Annotated in this window: 14 protein-coding genes and 1 tRNA gene; 4 read left to right on the top strand and 11 right to left on the bottom strand. The window is 68.0% G+C overall.

The genetic code is table 11. From position 1 onward, the window contains the following. Window positions 1-292: 292 nt before the first annotated feature. On the bottom strand, window positions 293-1,684 hold the full coding sequence (locus tag G5C60_RS14845) for a hypothetical protein (protein WP_165259138.1): 1,392 nt from the start codon (window positions 1,682-1,684) through the stop codon (window positions 293-295). A 355-nt stretch (window positions 1,685-2,039) separates the two neighbouring features. Beyond that, the gene (locus G5C60_RS52045; protein ID WP_003999697.1) at window positions 2,040-2,168 is read right to left on the bottom strand and encodes a DLW-39 family protein; all 129 of its coding nucleotides are present in this window, start codon (window positions 2,166-2,168) and stop codon (window positions 2,040-2,042) included. A gap of 326 nt (window positions 2,169-2,494) precedes the next feature. On the opposite strand from G5C60_RS52045, the gene G5C60_RS14835 reads away from it, so the two are divergent. Next, a complete protein-coding gene (locus tag G5C60_RS14835) occupies window positions 2,495-2,833 on the top strand; it encodes a DUF6344 domain-containing protein (RefSeq protein ID WP_165259132.1) in 339 nt (112 codons plus the stop codon). 113 nt (window positions 2,834-2,946) lie between these two features. Here G5C60_RS14835 and G5C60_RS14830 read toward each other — a convergent pair. The 9 genes from G5C60_RS14830 to dnaA form a co-directional block, all read right to left on the bottom strand. After that, a tRNA-Ile gene (locus G5C60_RS14830) sits at window positions 2,947-3,020 on the bottom strand. A gap of 165 nt (window positions 3,021-3,185) precedes the next feature. Continuing rightward, on the bottom strand, window positions 3,186-3,890 hold the full coding sequence (locus tag G5C60_RS14825) for a DUF3566 domain-containing protein (RefSeq protein WP_165259129.1): 705 nt from the start codon (window positions 3,888-3,890) through the stop codon (window positions 3,186-3,188). 20 nt (window positions 3,891-3,910) lie between these two features. After that, window positions 3,911-6,499: a DNA gyrase subunit A gene (gene gyrA / locus G5C60_RS14820; protein WP_165259127.1), complete on the bottom strand. Its 2,589-nt coding sequence runs from the start codon at window positions 6,497-6,499 to the stop codon at window positions 3,911-3,913. A gap of 42 nt (window positions 6,500-6,541) precedes the next feature. Then, window positions 6,542-8,584, bottom strand: a complete 2,043-nt coding sequence (gene gyrB, locus G5C60_RS14815) for a DNA topoisomerase (ATP-hydrolyzing) subunit B (protein ID WP_338145822.1) — start codon at window positions 8,582-8,584, stop codon at window positions 6,542-6,544. A gap of 310 nt (window positions 8,585-8,894) precedes the next feature. Next, window positions 8,895-9,437 (bottom strand): DciA family protein, encoded by a 543-nt coding sequence (locus G5C60_RS14810; RefSeq protein WP_165259122.1) that lies wholly within the window; start codon window positions 9,435-9,437, stop codon window positions 8,895-8,897. Next, window positions 9,434-10,558, bottom strand: coding sequence for a DNA replication/repair protein RecF (gene recF, locus G5C60_RS14805; RefSeq protein ID WP_165259120.1), 1,125 nt, complete (start codon window positions 10,556-10,558; stop codon window positions 9,434-9,436). Before recF ends, G5C60_RS14810 begins: the two co-directional genes overlap by 4 nt. Window positions 10,559-10,667: 109 nt before the next feature. Continuing rightward, window positions 10,668-11,543, bottom strand: a complete 876-nt coding sequence (gene gnd / locus G5C60_RS14800; RefSeq protein WP_165259118.1) for a phosphogluconate dehydrogenase (NAD(+)-dependent, decarboxylating) — start codon at window positions 11,541-11,543, stop codon at window positions 10,668-10,670. 126 nt (window positions 11,544-11,669) lie between these two features. Continuing rightward, entirely contained in the window at window positions 11,670-12,800 is a 1,131-nt protein-coding gene (gene dnaN, locus G5C60_RS14795) for a DNA polymerase III subunit beta (RefSeq protein ID WP_165259156.1), read from the bottom strand. 945 nt (window positions 12,801-13,745) lie between these two features. Then, entirely contained in the window at window positions 13,746-15,635 is a 1,890-nt protein-coding gene (gene dnaA / locus G5C60_RS14790) for a chromosomal replication initiator protein DnaA (RefSeq protein WP_165259115.1), read from the bottom strand. 440 nt (window positions 15,636-16,075) lie between these two features. Here dnaA and rpmH point away from each other — a divergent pair, with 440 nt between their 5' ends. Genes rpmH through yidD form a run of 3 tightly spaced genes read left to right on the top strand, consistent with a single transcriptional unit; the run spans window position 16,076 to window position 16,968 of the window. After that, window positions 16,076-16,213 carry a 50S ribosomal protein L34 gene (gene rpmH / locus G5C60_RS14785; protein WP_030354375.1) on the top strand — a complete coding sequence of 46 codons (138 nt, stop codon included), beginning with the start codon at window positions 16,076-16,078 and terminating at the stop codon, window positions 16,211-16,213. Between the two features lie 21 nt (window positions 16,214-16,234). Next, window positions 16,235-16,606 (top strand): ribonuclease P protein component, encoded by a 372-nt coding sequence (gene rnpA, locus G5C60_RS14780; protein ID WP_165259113.1) that lies wholly within the window; start codon window positions 16,235-16,237, stop codon window positions 16,604-16,606. Continuing rightward, entirely contained in the window at window positions 16,603-16,968 is a 366-nt protein-coding gene (yidD, locus tag G5C60_RS14775; protein ID WP_165259111.1) for a membrane protein insertion efficiency factor YidD, read from the top strand. Before rnpA ends, yidD begins: the two co-directional genes overlap by 4 nt. Window position 16,969 lies beyond the last annotated feature (1 nt).

The following is a 16,969-nucleotide window of genomic DNA, read 5'->3' as shown; positions in this document are numbered from 1 at the left end:
CCCCCGCTCCGTCCTACGGACCCACGCATGTGTCCTCCCCCCAGGCCCCGAGTCCCGCGTCGCAGTCGCATGCATTCGCCTCTACTGCTTCATACACCGCTCGCGACGTTCGGGTTCCGTCTGAGCCGCAGCCAGTTGCGCGGCGCCGCGGAAGGCGCGCGCTGCGCCGCCCGGGGCCGCCCGCGCACGTGGCGATCCCGGTGCTGCTGCTCGCGCTGGTCTGTTTCTGTGTCGGGTTCTGGGCCCTGACCCGCATCTGAACCGGTGAGGCCCGGCCCTGGGAGCCGTCGAGTTACCGGGCCCGCGGCGGCTCGTACTCCCGTGAAGCCGCGCCGACAGTCGTCGCCGACGTACCAGCGGCCCGCCGCCGGGCGACCACGGTCCACACCCCGAGCCCCAACACGAGCACAGTGCCCGCGCCGATCCCGCCCGCGGCCACCAGCTTCATCGTGGCGTTCCCGTCACCGCCGTCACGCCCGTCCGCCGCCGCGGCCCCGCTTTCCGCCGCGTCCTTGTCCCCCGCCGTGACGTCGAACACACCGGGTGGCTCGGCCGCCCCCGCGTACACCGGTTTGTCGCCGGCCGCACCGCTCACCCGCACACGCAGTGTCAGTCCGATCGGCCCGTCGCCGAACTTGTCGGCCACGTCGGCGCCGAGATGTACCGCGAGGTAGTACCAGCCGGCGAACCGCATCCCGCTGACCTGGTCGTCGACGTCGTACCGGTTCTCGTACGCGACCGCGGGCAGCGGCTCCAGAGCGGCCGGCTTCGGCCTGCCGCCGTATCCGGTACGGGCGTCGTCCACGAAGGCGCGCACCGGGTTGTAGAGCGACATGACGAGGGCGTTGCCCAGGATGCCGTCGCCGTCGGCGCCGCCCAGTTCGGCGGTGGCGTAGAGCTGTTGTCCCCAGTCGACCGGGACCCGGTAGAAGAGCGTCTGCCCGGCCCGGATGCCGTCTTTCCAGACGCCCTGCTCCAGGCCGCGCGCCTCGTTGAAGCTCGTGCCGCCCTTACGGCTCTGTGCTGCGCCGCCGATCGCCTCGGGGGAGGCGGAATTCCACGTCTCAGGAGCGGTGCTCGGGCCGGTCGTCTTCAGGACGGGCTCCGAGACGTACTGAAGCTCCAGGTCCCAGTCGTCCGCCGACGAACCGGCTCCGCTGATGCGCTCGACGACCACGGAGTACGTCCCTGCCGTCTGGCAGGCGTACCCGTCGGGGCCGATCCTGCGCGACGCCCAGGCCGTGAGGGGACGCGGGCTCTCGGTGGGCCCGAACCGGGCGTCGTCGGCGTCTCCGGAGAAGCAGTTGCGGCCTGCGGGGTCCTGCAGGGAGACCTTGATGCCGTCCGAGTAGGTGACGTTCGTCCCCAGCCTGGGGACGGCGGTGGCCGAGACATAGGCGTTGGATGCGCTGTCGAGCCGGAGGCGGTAGTAGAGCTTCCCGTTGTTCCGGACGGAGCTCTTGTAGGTCCTGCCCGGGGTCAGCCGTACGGCTTCGGCTGCGTTGGGCGCGCCCTCGACCGTCTGGGCATCACCGGCGAAGACGTACGGATCAGGAGTACCCGCCGCCGTCCGCTGGTCCCGCACCTGCCCCTGTGCCTGCGCCGGCAGCGCCGCGACCGTGCACAGCGCCGCCACGCAGGCCAGGACCGTACGGCCGCGCCACCACACCGTGCGCCGCCCCATCACGCGCCACCCCTCGCCGTAGCCACGGATCGTCAGTCACCGGGCTCCCGCGGACCGGCGCCATGGCGCCCTGACACCCGCGAAGCCCCGACCATCCTGCCCCGCCCGTCACCGCGCCATCCCCGCTTCGGCGACGCAAGCGCTTCCTGTGCCGAAGACCGCTCCGAAGACCGCTCCGGAGGCCGGTCCGGAGGCCGGTCCAAGACCGCTCCGGAGGCCGCCGCTCCAAAGCCCCTCCGAAGACCGTTCCAAGGCCCCCCAGAGGCGGTTTCGCAGCCCGCTCGAAGACATGGAGACAACGAAAAACCCCGACCGCGAGGGCGGCCGGGGTCTGTACTGAGACTGTCGTCAGTACTCACGAACCCGTGGGCACGGAGTCAGTCGCCTCCGTCCACAGATCCTGCTCGGCGCGATCCGCCTGGATCTGGCGGTACACGAGGAGCCCGCCGATGGCGGCCAGTGCGACCAGGAGAAGCTTCTTCACCGCGCGACCTCGTCTTTCCTTGACGTAGGGGACTTCTGGCGCCCGACTATACACACCGACCGATACCGATCGGTGACCTGCGTCGAACCCCAACTCCCGCCCTGCACACAGCCTTAGAACCGGATGACACGCCTCCGATCGCAGAGTGACAACTCACCACATTCCGTTACTTTCACCGCCATCCTCTGCTTTCCGGATCTCTCAGGCCCATTCGGGTGGTGCTGATCTGAAGATCGACGCGCCACGGGCGTCGGTCCACCACTTCGCGCCCCTCATACACATCATGAGGAAAGTACGCAAATCGCCCAACCCGAAAGTGAGGGGCCATGGCCAGGAACAAGGTCATGAAGCTGTGGACGGCCGTCATCACCGCCTTCATCGCACTGTGCACGACGCTGGGACTCGTCACGACAGCCCGTGCGGCGGCGGTACCCCAGACCGAGCCCGCCCGCAACACCAAGGCGAGCCCCACGGCCACGGTCCCCGCGATGTCCCCCTGGGCCTGGTCCTTCAGCCGCACGCTGCCTCCCACGATGAAGCAACGCATCCGCGCCGAGGCCCACGGCTCCTCACCCGGCTGCCGCCACAGCCCGACGGCGGACGTGGACACACCCTCCGCTGCCGAGGAGAAGGCGGCGGACTCCGCCGCCCCGTGCACGACCTGAGATCGACCCCGGGTACCACCGGCAAGCCTCACGTCCGGGCGAACTTGCGTACACAACCGGACACAAAACACGACAAGACCCCCAACCACAACTGGTTGGGGGTCTTCGTAGTGTGGGGCTAACAGGATTTGAACCTGTGGCCTCATCCTTATCAGGGATGCGCTCTAACCAACTGAGCTATAGCCCCGCCGCGCTCTGCGGTGTACGTCCCGCGCGCTGACCTCTGAAGATTAGCGCACCTCGGGGTCAGTCCCAAAATCGATATCCGAGGCGGCCTCTCGCCGGCCCTGACAGCGTTTGAGTGCATCCCTGACAAGGATGAGGCCACACCGTCAAGAGGCTCGGAAGACGATTACTCGTCCTCCGCGAGCGTCACCTCGATGCCGCCGACGAAGCCCGCGGAGAGGTTGTAGATGAACGCGCCGAGAGTGGCGAGCGCGGTGGCGAGGACGACGTCGATGACCGCGATGACCGACGTGAAGATGAGCACGCGCGGCAGCGACAGGAAGGACTGCAGGTCGAAGCCGTTGGACTCGTTCGAGCCTGTGGCCTCGGAGATCGTGCCGCCCACAGTGGAGAAGACGCCCATGGCGTCCATGACCATCCACAGCACGGCGGCCGCGACGATCGTGCAGATGCCGAGCGCGATGGAGAGCAGGAAGCTGACCTTCATCACCGACCATGGGTCGGCCTTGGCCACGCGCAGGCGTGCCTTGCGGGTGCGAGGCGTCGTACGTGCCCCGGTGCGCGGCCGGCGGACGGCATCGGCCGCCGGCGGCGGCTGTGACGGGTATGCCTGCGGCGGGTGGTACGGCTGAGCGGGCTGCTGGGGCTGCCGCTCTCCCGGCAGCGGCGAACCGGGAGCCGGGGGAGCCGGAGGCACCGGCGAGCCGGGGGCCGCACCCGCCGCGTACTGCGGCGTCTGCGCGCCTCGGGTGTCCGTCACAGGTCCCCCCTGGGATCCATGAGAGTCATGGGAGTCCTTCGCGTCCGTGGCGGGGCCACGGCCGCCCTCCGTATCCGTACCGGTCGATCCGGCGCCCGTGGCTCCGCTCACGATGAAACTCACTCCTCGCGCTACTCGGCCGTGGACTCGTCGCCCTCGTCCGTCGTGCCGACGACCGTGTCGGGCTCGTCCGATTCGTCGACGTCAGCAGCATCGACCTCCTCGGCCTCGCGACCGGCCTCGGCGTTCCGAGCGATACCGACGACGGCATCGCGCTTGCCCAGGTTGATCAGTTGGACGCCCATGGTGTCACGGCCCGTCTCCCTGACCTCGTTGACTCGCGTACGAATCACGCCGCCCGACAGCGTGATGGCGAGGATCTCGTCCGTCTCCTCGACCACCAGCGCGCCGACGAGCGATCCGCGGTCCTCCACGATCTTGGCGGCCTTGATGCCGAGGCCGCCGCGACCCTGAACGCGGTACTCGTCGACGGGCGTCCGCTTCGCGTACCCACCGTCGGTGGCAGTGAACACGAACGTACCCGTTCGAACAACATTCATCGAGAGGAGCTCGTCTCCCTCACGGAAGCTCATGCCCTTGACACCCGAGGTGGCGCGGCCCATGGGACGCAGTGCGTCATCCGTCGCCGTAAACCTGATCGATTGTGCCTTCTTGCTGATCAGAAGCAGATCATCCTCTGCCGAAACCAGCTCAGCACCGATCAGTTCGTCGTCGGAACCGGCCTCTGTTTCACGGAGGTTGATCGCGATGACGCCGCCGGAACGCGGGGAATCGTAATCCTTCAGAGGCGTCTTCTTAACAAGACCCCCCTTGGTGGCCAGTACGAGATAAGGCGCCGCTTCGTAGTCGCGGATCGCGAGGATCTCGGCGATCGCCTCGTCCGGCTGGAAGGCGAGGAGGTTCGCGACGTGCTGACCGCGCGCGTCCCGGCCGGCATCCGGCAGCTCGTACGCCTTGGCCCGGTAGACGCGGCCCTTGTTGGTGAAGAACAGCAGCCAGTGGTGCGTCGTCGACACGAAGAAGTGGTCGACGATGTCGTCCTGCTTCAGCTTCGTGCCGCGTACGCCCTTGCCGCCGCGCTTCTGCGAGCGGTAGTCCTCGGTCTTGGTCCGCTTGATGTAGCCACCGCGCGTGATGGTGACGACGATGTCCTCTTCGGCGATCAGGTCCTCGATGGACATGTCGCCGTCGAAGGGAATCAGCTTGGAGCGGCGGTCGTCGCCGAACTTCTCGACGATCGCGGCGAGTTCCTCGCTGATGATGCCGCGCTGGCGGACCGGCGAGGCGAGAATCGCGTTGTACTCGGTGATCTTCGCCTGGAGTTCGTCGTGCTCCTGGACGATCTTCTGGCGCTCCAGGGCGGCCAGTCGGCGCAGCTGCATCTCGAGGATCGCGTTGGCCTGGATCTCGTCGATCTCCAGGAGGCCCATCAGGCCCCCGCGAGCGATCTCGACGGTGTCACTGCGCCGGATCAGCGCGATGACGTCGTCGATGGCGTCCAGGGCCTTCAGGAGGCCACGCAGGATGTGCGCGCGCTCCTCGGCCTTGCGCAGCCGGAACTTCGTACGCCGGACGACGACCTCGATCTGGTGCGCCACCCAGTGGCGGATGAACGCGTCGAGCGACAGCGTGCGCGGCACGCCGTCCACCAGCGCCAGCATGTTGGCGCCGAAGTTCGTCTGCAGGTCCGTGTGCTTGTAGAGGTTGTTCAGTACGACCTTGGCGACGGCGTCGCGCTTCAGGACGATGACCAGGCGCTGGCCGGTACGGGACGAGGTCTCGTCGCGTACGTCCGCGATGCCGCCGATCTTGCCGTCCTTGACGAGGTCGGCGATCTTCTGCGCGAGGTTGTCGGGGTTGACCTGGTAGGGGAGTTCGGTGACCACCAGGCACTGGCGGTTCTGGATCTCCTCGACCTCCACGACCGCGCGCATCGTGATGGAGCCACGGCCCGTGCGGTAGGCCTCCTCGATGCCCCTGCGGCCCACCACCAGGGCGCCGCTCGGGAAATCGGGTCCCTTGATGCGCTCGATCAGGGCGTCGAGCAGCTCCTCGTGGGAGGCCTCGGGGTTCTCCAGGTACCACTGGGCGCCGGCCGCGACCTCGCGCAGGTTGTGCGGCGGGATGTTGGTGGCCATGCCGACCGCGATTCCGGCCGAGCCGTTGACCAGCAGGTTCGGGAAGCGGGACGGCAGGACGGTCGGCTCCTGGGAGCGGCCGTCGTAGTTGTCCGTGAAGTCGACGGTCTCCTCGTCGATGTCGCGGACCATCTCCATGGACAGCGGCGCCATCTTGCACTCGGTGTAGCGCATGGCGGCCGCGGGGTCGTTGCCCGGAGAGCCGAAGTTGCCGTTGGAGTCCACCAGCGGCATCCGCATCGACCACGGCTGCGCGAGGCGGACCAGCGCGTCGTAGATCGAGGAGTCGCCGTGCGGGTGGTAGTTGCCCATGACGTCGCCGACGACACGGGCGCACTTGTAGAAGCCCTTCTCGGGCCGGTAACCACCGTCGTACATGGCGTACAGCACGCGGCGGTGGACGGGCTTGAGACCGTCCCGTACGTCGGGCAGCGCGCGCGACACGATGACGGACATCGCGTAGTCGAGGTAGGAGCGCTGCATCTCCGTCTCGAGCCCGACAGGCTCGACACGCATGGCCAGGCCCTCGTCAGGGATGACTGGAATGTTCTCGTCGGTCATTGCTGGTGAAGATCCTTCCTGATGCGGTCAGCTGAGACCGACTCAGATGTCGAGGAAGCGGACGTCCTTGGCGTTGCGCTGGATGAACTGGCGGCGCGCCTCGACGTCCTCGCCCATCAGGACCGAGAACAGGTCGTCGGCCTGGGCGGCGTCGTCGAGCGTGACCTGGCCGAGGACGCGGTGCTCCTGGTCCATGGTCGTGATGCGCAGCTCCTCGGCGTTCATCTCACCGAGACCCTTGAAGCGCTGGACCGAGTCCTCGCGGATGCGCTTGCCGTTCTGGCGGCCCAGCTCGATGAGCGCGTCGCGCTCGCGGTCCGAGTACGCGTACTCGAAGTCCTCCCGGCCCCACTTGATCTTGTAGAGCGGGGGGCGCGACAGGAAGACGTGGCCCGCCTCGACCAGCGGCCGCATGAAGCGGAACAGGAACGTCAGCAGCAGGGTGTTGATGTGCTGGCCGTCGACATCGGCGTCCGCCATCAGAATGATCTTGTGATAGCGGAGCCTCTCGATGTCGAAGTCCTCGTGGACTCCGGTACCGAAGGCCGAGATCAGCGCCTGGATCTCCTGGTTCTGCAGGATCTTGTCGATCCGCGCCTTCTCGACGTTGAGGATCTTGCCTCGGATCGGGAGGATCGCCTGGTACTCCGGGTTGCGGCCGGACTTGGCCGAGCCGCCGGCGGAGTCGCCCTCGACGATGAAGATCTCGCACTTGGTGGGGTCGTTCGACTGGCAGTCGGAGAGCTTGCCCGGCAGGGACGCCGTCTCCAGAAGGCCCTTGCGGCGCGTCAGGTCGCGTGCCTTGCGGGCCGCCACGCGCGCGGTGGCCGCCTGGATGCCCTTGCGGATGATGTCCGCGGCCTCGGTCGGGTTGCGGTCCAGCCAGTCGTTGAGGTGCTCGTAGACGACCTTCTGGACGAAGGTCTTCACCTCGGTGTTGCCCAGCTTGGTCTTGGTCTGGCCCTCGAACTGCGGCTCGCTCAGCTTGACCGAGATGATCGCGGTCAGTCCCTCGCGGATGTCGTCGCCCGTGAGGTTGTCGTCCTTCTCCCGCAGCAGCTTCTTGTCGCGCGCGTACTTGTTGATCAGGTTCGTCAGCGCGGCGCGGAAGCCCTCTTCGTGCGTACCGCCCTCATGGGTGTGGATGATGTTGGCGAAGGAGTACACACCCTCGCTGTAACCGCTGTTCCACTGCATGGCGAGTTCGAGGGAAAGACTCTTGTCCTTGTCCTCGGCCTCGAGGTCGATCACGGTGGGATGCACCACGTCTCCCTTGCGGGAGTTGAGGTACTTCACGAAATCGACGATGCCGCCCTCGTAGTGGTACGAGACGCTCTTGACCTCGTGCTTCTCGTCCTCGCCCGCCTCGTCCGCCCCGGCCGTGGCCTTCGCCGACTCGCGCTCGTCGGTGAGGTTGATCCTCAGCCCCTTGTTGAGGAACGCCATCTCCTGGAAACGCCGCGAGAGCGTCTCGAAGGAGTACTCGATGGACTCGAAGATGTCCGGGTCGGCCCAGAAGGTGACCGTGGTGCCGTGCTCTTCCGTGGCCTCGTGCTTGGCAAGCGGGGCCGTCGGGACCCCCAACTTGTAGTCCTGCGTCCAGCGATAGCCGTCGGTCTTGATCTCGACGGAGACCTTGGTCGACAGGGCGTTCACGACGGAGACACCCACGCCGTGCAGACCGCCGGAGACCGCGTAGCCGCCGCCGCCGAACTTTCCGCCCGCGTGCAGGACCGTCAGCACGACCTCGACGGCCGGCTTGCCCTCGGAGGGGACGATGCCGACCGGGATGCCACGACCGTTGTCGACAACCCGCACGCCGCCGTCGGCGAGGATCGTGACGTCGATGGTGTCCGCGTGCCCGGCCAGCGCCTCGTCGACGGAGTTGTCGACGACCTCTTGCACCAGGTGGTGCAGTCCGCGCTCACCGGTCGAGCCGATGTACATGCCGGGTCGCTTGCGGACCGCGTCCAGACCCTCGAGGACGGTGATGGCACTGGCGTCGTACAACGAGGCTGTGACCTCGTTGTTCGCGCCGGCGTCGGTGGACGGGATGTTCTCGTTGGGGTTGCCGGAATCGGCCACGAAGCGCCCTTTCTGGCACAGCACAAACCAAGCTCTCAGCGGATGGCCGGAGCGGCTGCGGCGTGTTGCGTTGGTAAGCCTTAGTCAGCGTTGCTCGGTGTGTCCCACAAGTGGGGCGGGATTAGCCTCCAGTCTACCGGTAGCGCCGACAGTGATGGGCGTTTGCCGGTACCTGAGTCCGCATGTGCCGCCCTGAACCGCACTCGGCCGACTCCCCATACGTCGACCAGGACTCCAAGCGGCTCACAACGGCACTCAGCGCTTCGGGGTGTCAACCCCCCGCTACGAACGGCATACCGTCCGGTCTGCCTCACTCGTAGGTGTCCCCGGGGCCTGTGCTGCCGGGCGCGCGCAGGGGGCCGAAGCGGCGGGCGGGCCCCCCGGGACCGAGCACCTTGATCAGCCTCACCGTGCCGTGGCCGAGGTCCTCGTTCAGGCGGGCCACCAGCTGCGGGGCGAGGAGGCGCAGATTCGTCGCCCAGGCCGTGGAATCGCACCGTACGACGAGGACCCGCTCGTCCTCGTCGTACTTCTCCGGTACGCAGTGTTTGGCCAGGTCGTCGCCGACGATCTCCGGCCAGCGGCCCATGACGCCGCCCACGGCGGCCGGAGTCTCCCAGCCGCGCTCGGTGATCAGCCGGTTGATGGCGGCGCCCAGCGCCATCGGGTCGCGACCGTCGGCGCGCGCGCCGGAGCGCAGACCGCCCCGCCGCGCCTGCTTCTTCTCCCGTGCCGCGTCCCCACGCGCGCGTGCCTGCTCCTTCGCCGCGCGCAGGGCCACGCGCGCGAGGTCGACTCCGGACGGTTCGGGAGTCTGGGAGGTCTTCTCCGGTTCGGGTGTGTTTTTGCTCATACGCGCTCCACCGCGCCCTCCGACACCACGTACCGCGTCCCCGTCAGTACAGCCGGTACGTCGTCGTCGACAGCGGCCGTCACCAGGACCTGCTCACCGGGCGCGACCAGCTCGGCGAGGCGTTCCCGGCGCCGGGTGTCCAGCTCGGCGAACACGTCGTCCAGGACCAGCACCGGCTCGTTCCCCTCCGCCCGCAGAAGGTCGTACGAGGCCAGGCGCAGCGCCAGCGCGTACGACCAGGACTCGCCGTGTGACGCATATCCCTTTGCGGGCATCTGGCCAAGTTTGAGCAGCAGTTCGTCCCTGTGCGGGCCGATCAGGGTGACGCCCCGCTCGATCTCCTGCTTGCGGGCGTCCGCAAGGGCCGCCATCAGCTGTTCAAACAGCTCCTCGCGCGCGTGGCCGACGATTTCGGGCGAGGAAGGCTTGTAATCCAGGGCCACAGGGCCGCCGCCGGGCGCCAGCTGTTCGTACGCCTTGTCGGCCAGCGGCTGGAGCGTGGCGATCAGATCCAGCCGCTGCGCGAGCAGTTCGGCGCCCACGCGCGCGAGGTGCTGGTCCCACACATCGAGCGTGGACAGGTCCATGGAACGGCCACCGTGACGGCGGGCCAGCGCGGCCGACTTCAGGAGCGTGTTCCGCTGCCTGAGTACGCGGTCGTAGTCGGAGCGCACGCCCGCCATGCGCGGGGCGCGCGCGGTGATCAGCTCGTCCAGGAAACGCCGGCGCTCGCCCGGGTCGCCCTTGACGAGCGCGAGATCCTCGGGGGCGAACAGCACGGTCCGCACGATGCCGAGTACGTCACGGGGCCTGACCTGCGACGATCTGTTGATGCGGGCGCGGTTCGCCTTGCCGGGGTTCAGCTCCAGCTCGACGAGCTGCTGACGTTCGCCCTGCCTGACCTGCGCCCGGATGATCGCGCGGTCCGCGCCGACCCGTACGAGGGGCGCGTCGGAGGAGACGCGGTGACTGCCGAGGGTCGCCAGATAGCCGACCGCCTCGACGAGGTTCGTCTTGCCCTGCCCGTTGGGGCCCACGAATGCCGTGACGCCCGGGTCGAGCGCGACCTCTGCCCGGGCGTACGAGCGGAAATCGGCCAGCGACAGATGCGTGACGTGCATGGTCGTTCGCCGACCTCCCCCAACGTGGTGCTTCCGGTGGTCCCGGCCTGTCCCCTGCTGTGGACAACCGGGTCACCCCGGGGTGTGGAGAACCCGGGGTTGGTGTGGATTACTTCTTCTCGACCGCGTGGCCGCCAAACTGGTTCCGCAGCGCCGCGATCATCTTCATCTGCGGGGAGTCGTCCTGCCGGGACGCGAACCGCGCGAAGAGCGACGCGGTGATCGCCGGCAGCGGTACCGCGTTGTCGATGGCGGCTTCCACAGTCCAGCGGCCCTCGCCGGAGTCCTGTGCATAACCCTTGAGCTGCTCCAGGTGCTCGTCCTTGTCGAGGGCACCCACCGCCAGGTCGAGCAGCCAGGAGCGGATGACCGTGCCCTGCTGCCAGGACCGGAAGACCTCACGTACGTCGGTGACGGAGTCGACGGCCTGCAGGAGCTCCCAGCCCTCGGCATAGGCCTGCATCATCGCGTACTCGATGCCGTTGTGGACCATCTTCGCGAAGTGCCCGGCGCCGACCTTGCCCGCGTGCACGGCGCCCGCCTCACCCGCCGGCTTGAGCGCGTCGAAGACCGGCCGCACCTTGGCTATGTTCTCGGCGTCGCCGCCGTACATCAGCGCATAGCCGTTCTCCAGGCCCCAGACGCCGCCTGAGACGCCGCAGTCGACGAAGCCGATGCCCTTGGCCGCCAGCTCCCCTGCGTGCTTCTCGTCGTCGGTCCAGCGCGAATTCCCGCCGTCCACCACGACATCGCCGAGCTCGAGGAGATCGGCGAGCTCGTCGATGGTGGACTGGGTCGCCGCCCCGGCCGGGACCATCACCCACACCACACGCGGAGCGTCGAGCTTGCCCACAAGCTCCTCGAGGCTGTGGACATCGGCGAGGTCCGGATTGCGGTCGTATCCGAAGACGGTGTGGCCTGCGCGGCGTATGCGCTCGCGCATGTTGCCGCCCATCTTGCCGAGACCGACGAGACCGAGCTCCATCAGGGTGTTCCTTCACTGACGATGTGACGTGAGGGCACTTTCGTACCTGCGTCCGAGCCTAAACCCGGACGCTCCCGCACATCTGTGGGCATAGCCGCTCAGACGTACGCCCACCTGCGGTCTTCGTCAGCCGCTGAGCCGCACCGGCATGATCAGGTACTTGTAGGCCTCGTCCGCCTCCGCGTCCACGGCGGGCTTGCCGCTGAGGAGCGCCGGCTTGGTGGACGTCGTGAAGGACAGCTGCGCCACCGGGGAGTCGATGGCGCTCAGGCCGTCGAGCAGGAACGTCGGGTTGAAGGCGATCGAGACGTCGTCACCCTCCAGCTGTGCGTCCACCCTTTCCACAGCCTGTGCGTCGTCGCTGGAACCCGCCTCCAGGATCAGCACGCCCTGCTCGAAGCTGAGCCGCACCGGGGTGTTCCGCTCGGCGACCAGGGCGACGCGCTTGACGGCCTCCACGAAGGGGGCGGTCTCGATGACGGCGATCGAGTTGAACTCCGTCGGGAACAGCGAGCGGTACTTCGGGAGGTCGCCCTCCAGCAGGCGCGTGGTCGTACGCCGCCCCGCGCCCTCGAAGCCGATCAGGCCCTCGCCCGCGCCCGAGCCGGACAGCGCCAGGATCACGCTGTCGCCGCTCGTGAGCGCCTTGGCGGTGTCCAGGAGAGTCTTGGCGGGCACCAGGGCGACCGCGGACGCCTCCGGGTTCTCCGGCTTCCACAGGAACTCGCGGACCGCGAAGCGGTAGCGGTCGGTGGACGCCAGCGTGACCGTGTCGCCCTCGATCTCGATGCGTACACCGGTGAGGACGGGCAGCGTGTCGTCGCGACCGGCGGCGATGGCCACCTGGGCGGCCGCGGAGGCGAAGACCTCACCGGGGACGGTGCCCGTGGCCGACGGCATCTGCGGCAGTGCGGGGTACTCCTCCACAGGCAGTGTGTGGAGTGTGAAGCGGGAGGAGCCGCAGACCACCGTCGCCCGTACACCGTCTGTGGAAATCTCCACCGGTCGGTTGGGCAGGGCACGGCAGATGTCGGCGAGCAGGCGGCCGGAGACGAGCACCGTGCCTTCCTCGTCGATCTCGGCGTCCACGGAGACGCGCGCCGAGACCTCGTAGTCGAAGCTGGACAGGCTCAGCGCGCCCTCCTCGGCCTTCAGGAGAAGGCCGGCGAGCACAGGCGCCGGCGGTCGTGCCGGGAGGCTGCGTGCCGCCCAGGCCACTGCCTCCGCGAGTACGTCGCGTTCCACCCGGATCTTCACCGTTGCCGCCTCCGTCTGTTGCCGGCGCTCTCGCCCTGCTTCGCCTTCGTCGTCTGTCTCGGTGTCGCTCGGCCCGCTCATGGGGAGGACACCGGGGACCAGTCTGACGCACCGCACTGACAGTCGGTGCCCCTCGGGGTCAAGTCGTTCCGAGCGGCACCTGAGGCGCCGAGCGCGAGTTGTGCACAGCCCCCACTTCGAAACGGATTCCCAGCTCTCTCTAGTTGGGAGTAGTAGTAGGGGCTGTGGATACCGTGGATAACCCCGTATGCGCAGGTCAGAGCAGGTTTTTTGTCCACTGGCCCTGTGGGCGGCGGCGGTGGACAACCTGGGTGCGCTGTGGACGGGGAAAAGTTCTGCACACCCGATGCACAGACACGGGGCACTTCTCCCCAGCGCCGTCCCCAGCTTTACCCACGTTCCCCACAGCCCAACCGGACACCTTGGTGTGACGCCTTTCACTCGGCACGGTGAGAGAGCACGTCACGTTGCCGAACAGTGGACAGTGATGTGGAGAAGCCGGAGATCACTGGGGACAACTGGCCTCAGCCTGTGGGCTGTCGGTGGACAACTTCCTGCACACCCTGTGGATCCTCTCGTCGTCCACAGACTGTGGAGATCGTCCGTCCACGAATCCACAGTCGGCTGACCTGGCGTGATCGTCTTTGAACAGCACCGCCTGTGGACACGATCTGGACAACTCCCCGGTCCCCAGGGTGTGGACGCTGGAAAGTCCCGGAATCTGTGGAGGGTGGCCGTAACGCGGCTGGTATTCGAACAGCGGGTGCTCGTGGGGTGACCGCGGTTCGACCCGGATCACGGTCCGGGACGGCGGAGGTCGCCTGCGGAGGCCGTACGAGAACCCGGCAGAAGCCGTACGAGAACAGCGAAAAGCGCCCTCGGGGAAAGTCCCGGGGCGCCCTCAGCGACGTATCGACGTGTGTGTCAGCCGTTCTTGATGCGGTTCGTGAGCTCGGTGACCTGGTTGTAGATCGAGCGCCGCTCGGCCATCAGCGCGCGGATCTTGCGGTCGGCGTGCATCACGGTCGTGTGGTCGCGGCCGCCGAACTGAGCGCCGATCTTCGGCAGCGACAGGTCGGTCAGCTCCCGGCACAGATACATGGCGATCTGTCTCGCGGTCACCAGCACCCGGCTGCGCGAGGCTCCGCAGAGGTCGTCGACCGTATGCCCGAAGTAGTCGGCGGTAGCGGCCATGATGGCCGTCGCCGTGATCTCCGGGGCCGCGTTCTCGCCGCCCGGGATCAGATCCTTGAGGACGATCTCCGTGAGGCCGAGGTCCACCGGCTGCCGGTTGAGCGACGCGAACGCCGTCACGCGGATCAGCGCGCCCTCCAGCTCGCGGATGTTCCGCGAGATCCGCGACGCGATGAACTCCAGGACCTCCGGCGGGGCGTTGAGCTGTTCCTGCACCGCCTTCTTGCGGAGGATCGCGATACGTGTCTCCAGCTCGGGCGGCTGGACGTCCGTGATCAGCCCCCACTCGAAACGGTTCCGCAGCCGGTCCTCCAGGGTCACCAGCTGCTTGGGCGGCCGGTCCGAGGACAGCACGATCTGCTTGTTCGCGTTGTGGAGCGTGTTGAAGGTGTGGAAGAACTCCTCCTGCGTCGACTCCTTGTCCGCGAGGAACTGGATGTCGTCGACCAGCAGGATGTCCATCTCCCGGTACCGCTTGCGGAAGCTGTCGCCCTTGCCGTCGCGGATGGAGTTGATGAACTCGTTCGTGAACTCCTCCGAGCTCACGTAGCGCACGCGCGTGCCGGGATAGAGGCTGCGGGCGTAGTGCCCGATCGCGTGCAGCAGGTGCGTCTTGCCGAGACCCGACTCCCCGTAGATGAAGAGGGGGTTATAGGCCTTCGCGGGTGCCTCGGCGACGGCGACCGCGGCCGCGTGCGCGAAACGGTTCGAGGCACCGATGACGAAGGTGTCGAAGAGGTACTTCGGGTTCAGGCGTGCGGTGGGCTCGCCCGGGCCCGTGGCTGGCGCCGGCTGTGCGGCCAGCGGGCCGGGTGCGCCGCTGGGGGCGGGCAGGGCCGAGCCGACGGGGCCGCCGCGGTGGACGTGACCGGTTCCGGAGGGCGGCTGCTGCTCGGGCAGGTCGCGGCGGTCCGGCCGCCGGTCGTAGTCGGAGCGCGGCTGGTCGTAGTCGGGTCGCTGTTGGTCGTAGTCGGGCCGCTGCTGCTCGTAGGGCGGGCGTTCCAGGGACTGCGGCCGGTAGTCCTGCGGGGGTGTCGCGTACGGGTCCCGTTCCGGGAAGCCGAGCCGCTGTTGCTGCCAGCCGTAGTCGTCCCCCTGCGAGGGGCGCGGCCAGGTGCCCGGCTCGGGGCGCTGCTGGTAGTCGGGATACGCAGGGCGGGCGGTCGGTAGCTGGTCGGGGCGGCCCTGGGGGTGGTCGTGGTTGCGGTCGTGCTGTCGGTCGTCCGCGCGGTGGCGGCCGTAGCCCTCGTACCCGTCCCGGCCGCCCTGTGGGGCGGGGAGCTCCGATTCCTCGTAGCGCGGCTGGCGCTGGGCGGGGGGTGCCGGCGGGGCCGGAGGTTCACCGGCGGAGTCGTCGACGGTGATCGCGATACGGATCGGGCGGCCGCACTCGCGGCTCAGCGTGTCACTGACGATCGGCGCCAGGCGCCCTTCGAGCACGCCCTTCGCGAATTCGTTGGGAACCGCGAGCAGCGCTGTGTCCGCGACCAGCGCGAGGGGCTGGCAGCGTTTGATCCAGTGCTCGTCCTTCGCCTCGACACCTTGCCCTCGGCCCTCACCGAGGAGTTGTTCCAGTACTCGTGGCCACACTGCGGCAAGATCGGCAGGCACGTCAGCCACAGGGCACGCTCTCTCACGGGTCCCTCGAACGTGTGGTTCTCGGGACGGGTCGGTATGTCACTCGGGTGGGTGGGCGGAACGAAGCGGTCGGGCGGGTGAAACGAAGCAGCTGGGGCGGCGCGAACGAATCAGATGGGTCAGGGGGAACGGAACGAATCGAAGTCCGGCCACGGTAGTCAGGGCGACGGGTGCGGTTCAAGTTGTTGTCCCCAGCCTGTGGATAGTCTCTCCTGCCCGCCGCCGGTTTGACCGGATGGCGTAGCCGCGCGTACCGTAACCAGGTCGAGTTGTCGATGGCTGCTGCCGCCTGCCTCCGATGGGCATAGATCACGTCGAGTGATCGGGAAGCGGTGCACTCGGGCGTAAGCGAGCTACTCGTGGGCGCACGGTGACAGCCATGACGGCACCCCGCAACTACCGATTCTTTCTGGAGCCCCCGAGTGAGCAAGCGCACCTTCCAGCCGAACAACCGTCGTCGCGCCAAGACCCACGGCTTCCGGCTGCGTATGCGCACCCGTGCCGGCCGCGCGATTCTCGCGACCCGCCGTGGCAAGGGTCGCGCCCGCCTGTCCGCCTGATCTCGCAGCACAGGTCATGACGTGCTGCCTACCGAGAATCGGCTGAGGCGGCGCGAGGACTTCGCGATCGCGGTACGCCGGGGACGCCGGGCCGGACGCCCGCTTCTCGTCGTCCACCTGCGTAGTGGTGCAATGGACCCGCACGCGCCTGGGGAGAGCGCTCCCCCGTCGCGTGCGGGTTTCGTTGTCAGCAAGGCGGTGGGCGGCGCGGTCGTCCGCAACAAGGTGAAGCGCAGACTTCGTCATCTGATGCGCGATCGAGTGGCCCTGCTGCCCCCCGGTAGCCTGGTAGTCGTACGAGCGCTGCCCGGTGCGGGTGACGCCGACCATGCACAGCTGGCCCGAGACCTGGATGCCGCGCTGCAGCGGCTACTGGGAGGGGGCGCGCGATGAAGTACCCACTGCTGGCTCTCATCAAGCTGTACCAGTGGACCATCAGCCCGCTGCTCGGGCCGGTGTGCAAGTACTACCCGTCGTGTTCGCACTACGGGTACCAGGCCATCGACCGCCACGGTGCGATCAAGGGAACGGCACTCACTGCCTGGCGCATTCTGCGGTGCAATCCGTGGTCGCTTGGTGGTGTGGACCACGTCCCGCCGCGCAAGCGTCCGCGGTGGCACGAAATGTTGCGTAACACCTGGCGTGCACGCAAGGGCGGGAACTCCGCCGCCGAACCGGCCACCGAGAGGCATGGTATGTCCGACCACCCTTCGAGCCCGGCCGCCGAGACCCCGTCCCATGCTCAAGGAGCCTGAT

The sequence above is a fragment of the Streptomyces scabichelini genome, assembly GCF_011045015.1.
GTDB classification, from domain to species: Bacteria; Actinomycetota; Actinomycetes; order Streptomycetales; family Streptomycetaceae; genus Streptomyces; species Streptomyces scabichelini.
Note: the sequence above shows the minus strand (reverse complement) of the source record. Positions and strands in the feature narration are given on the sequence as shown.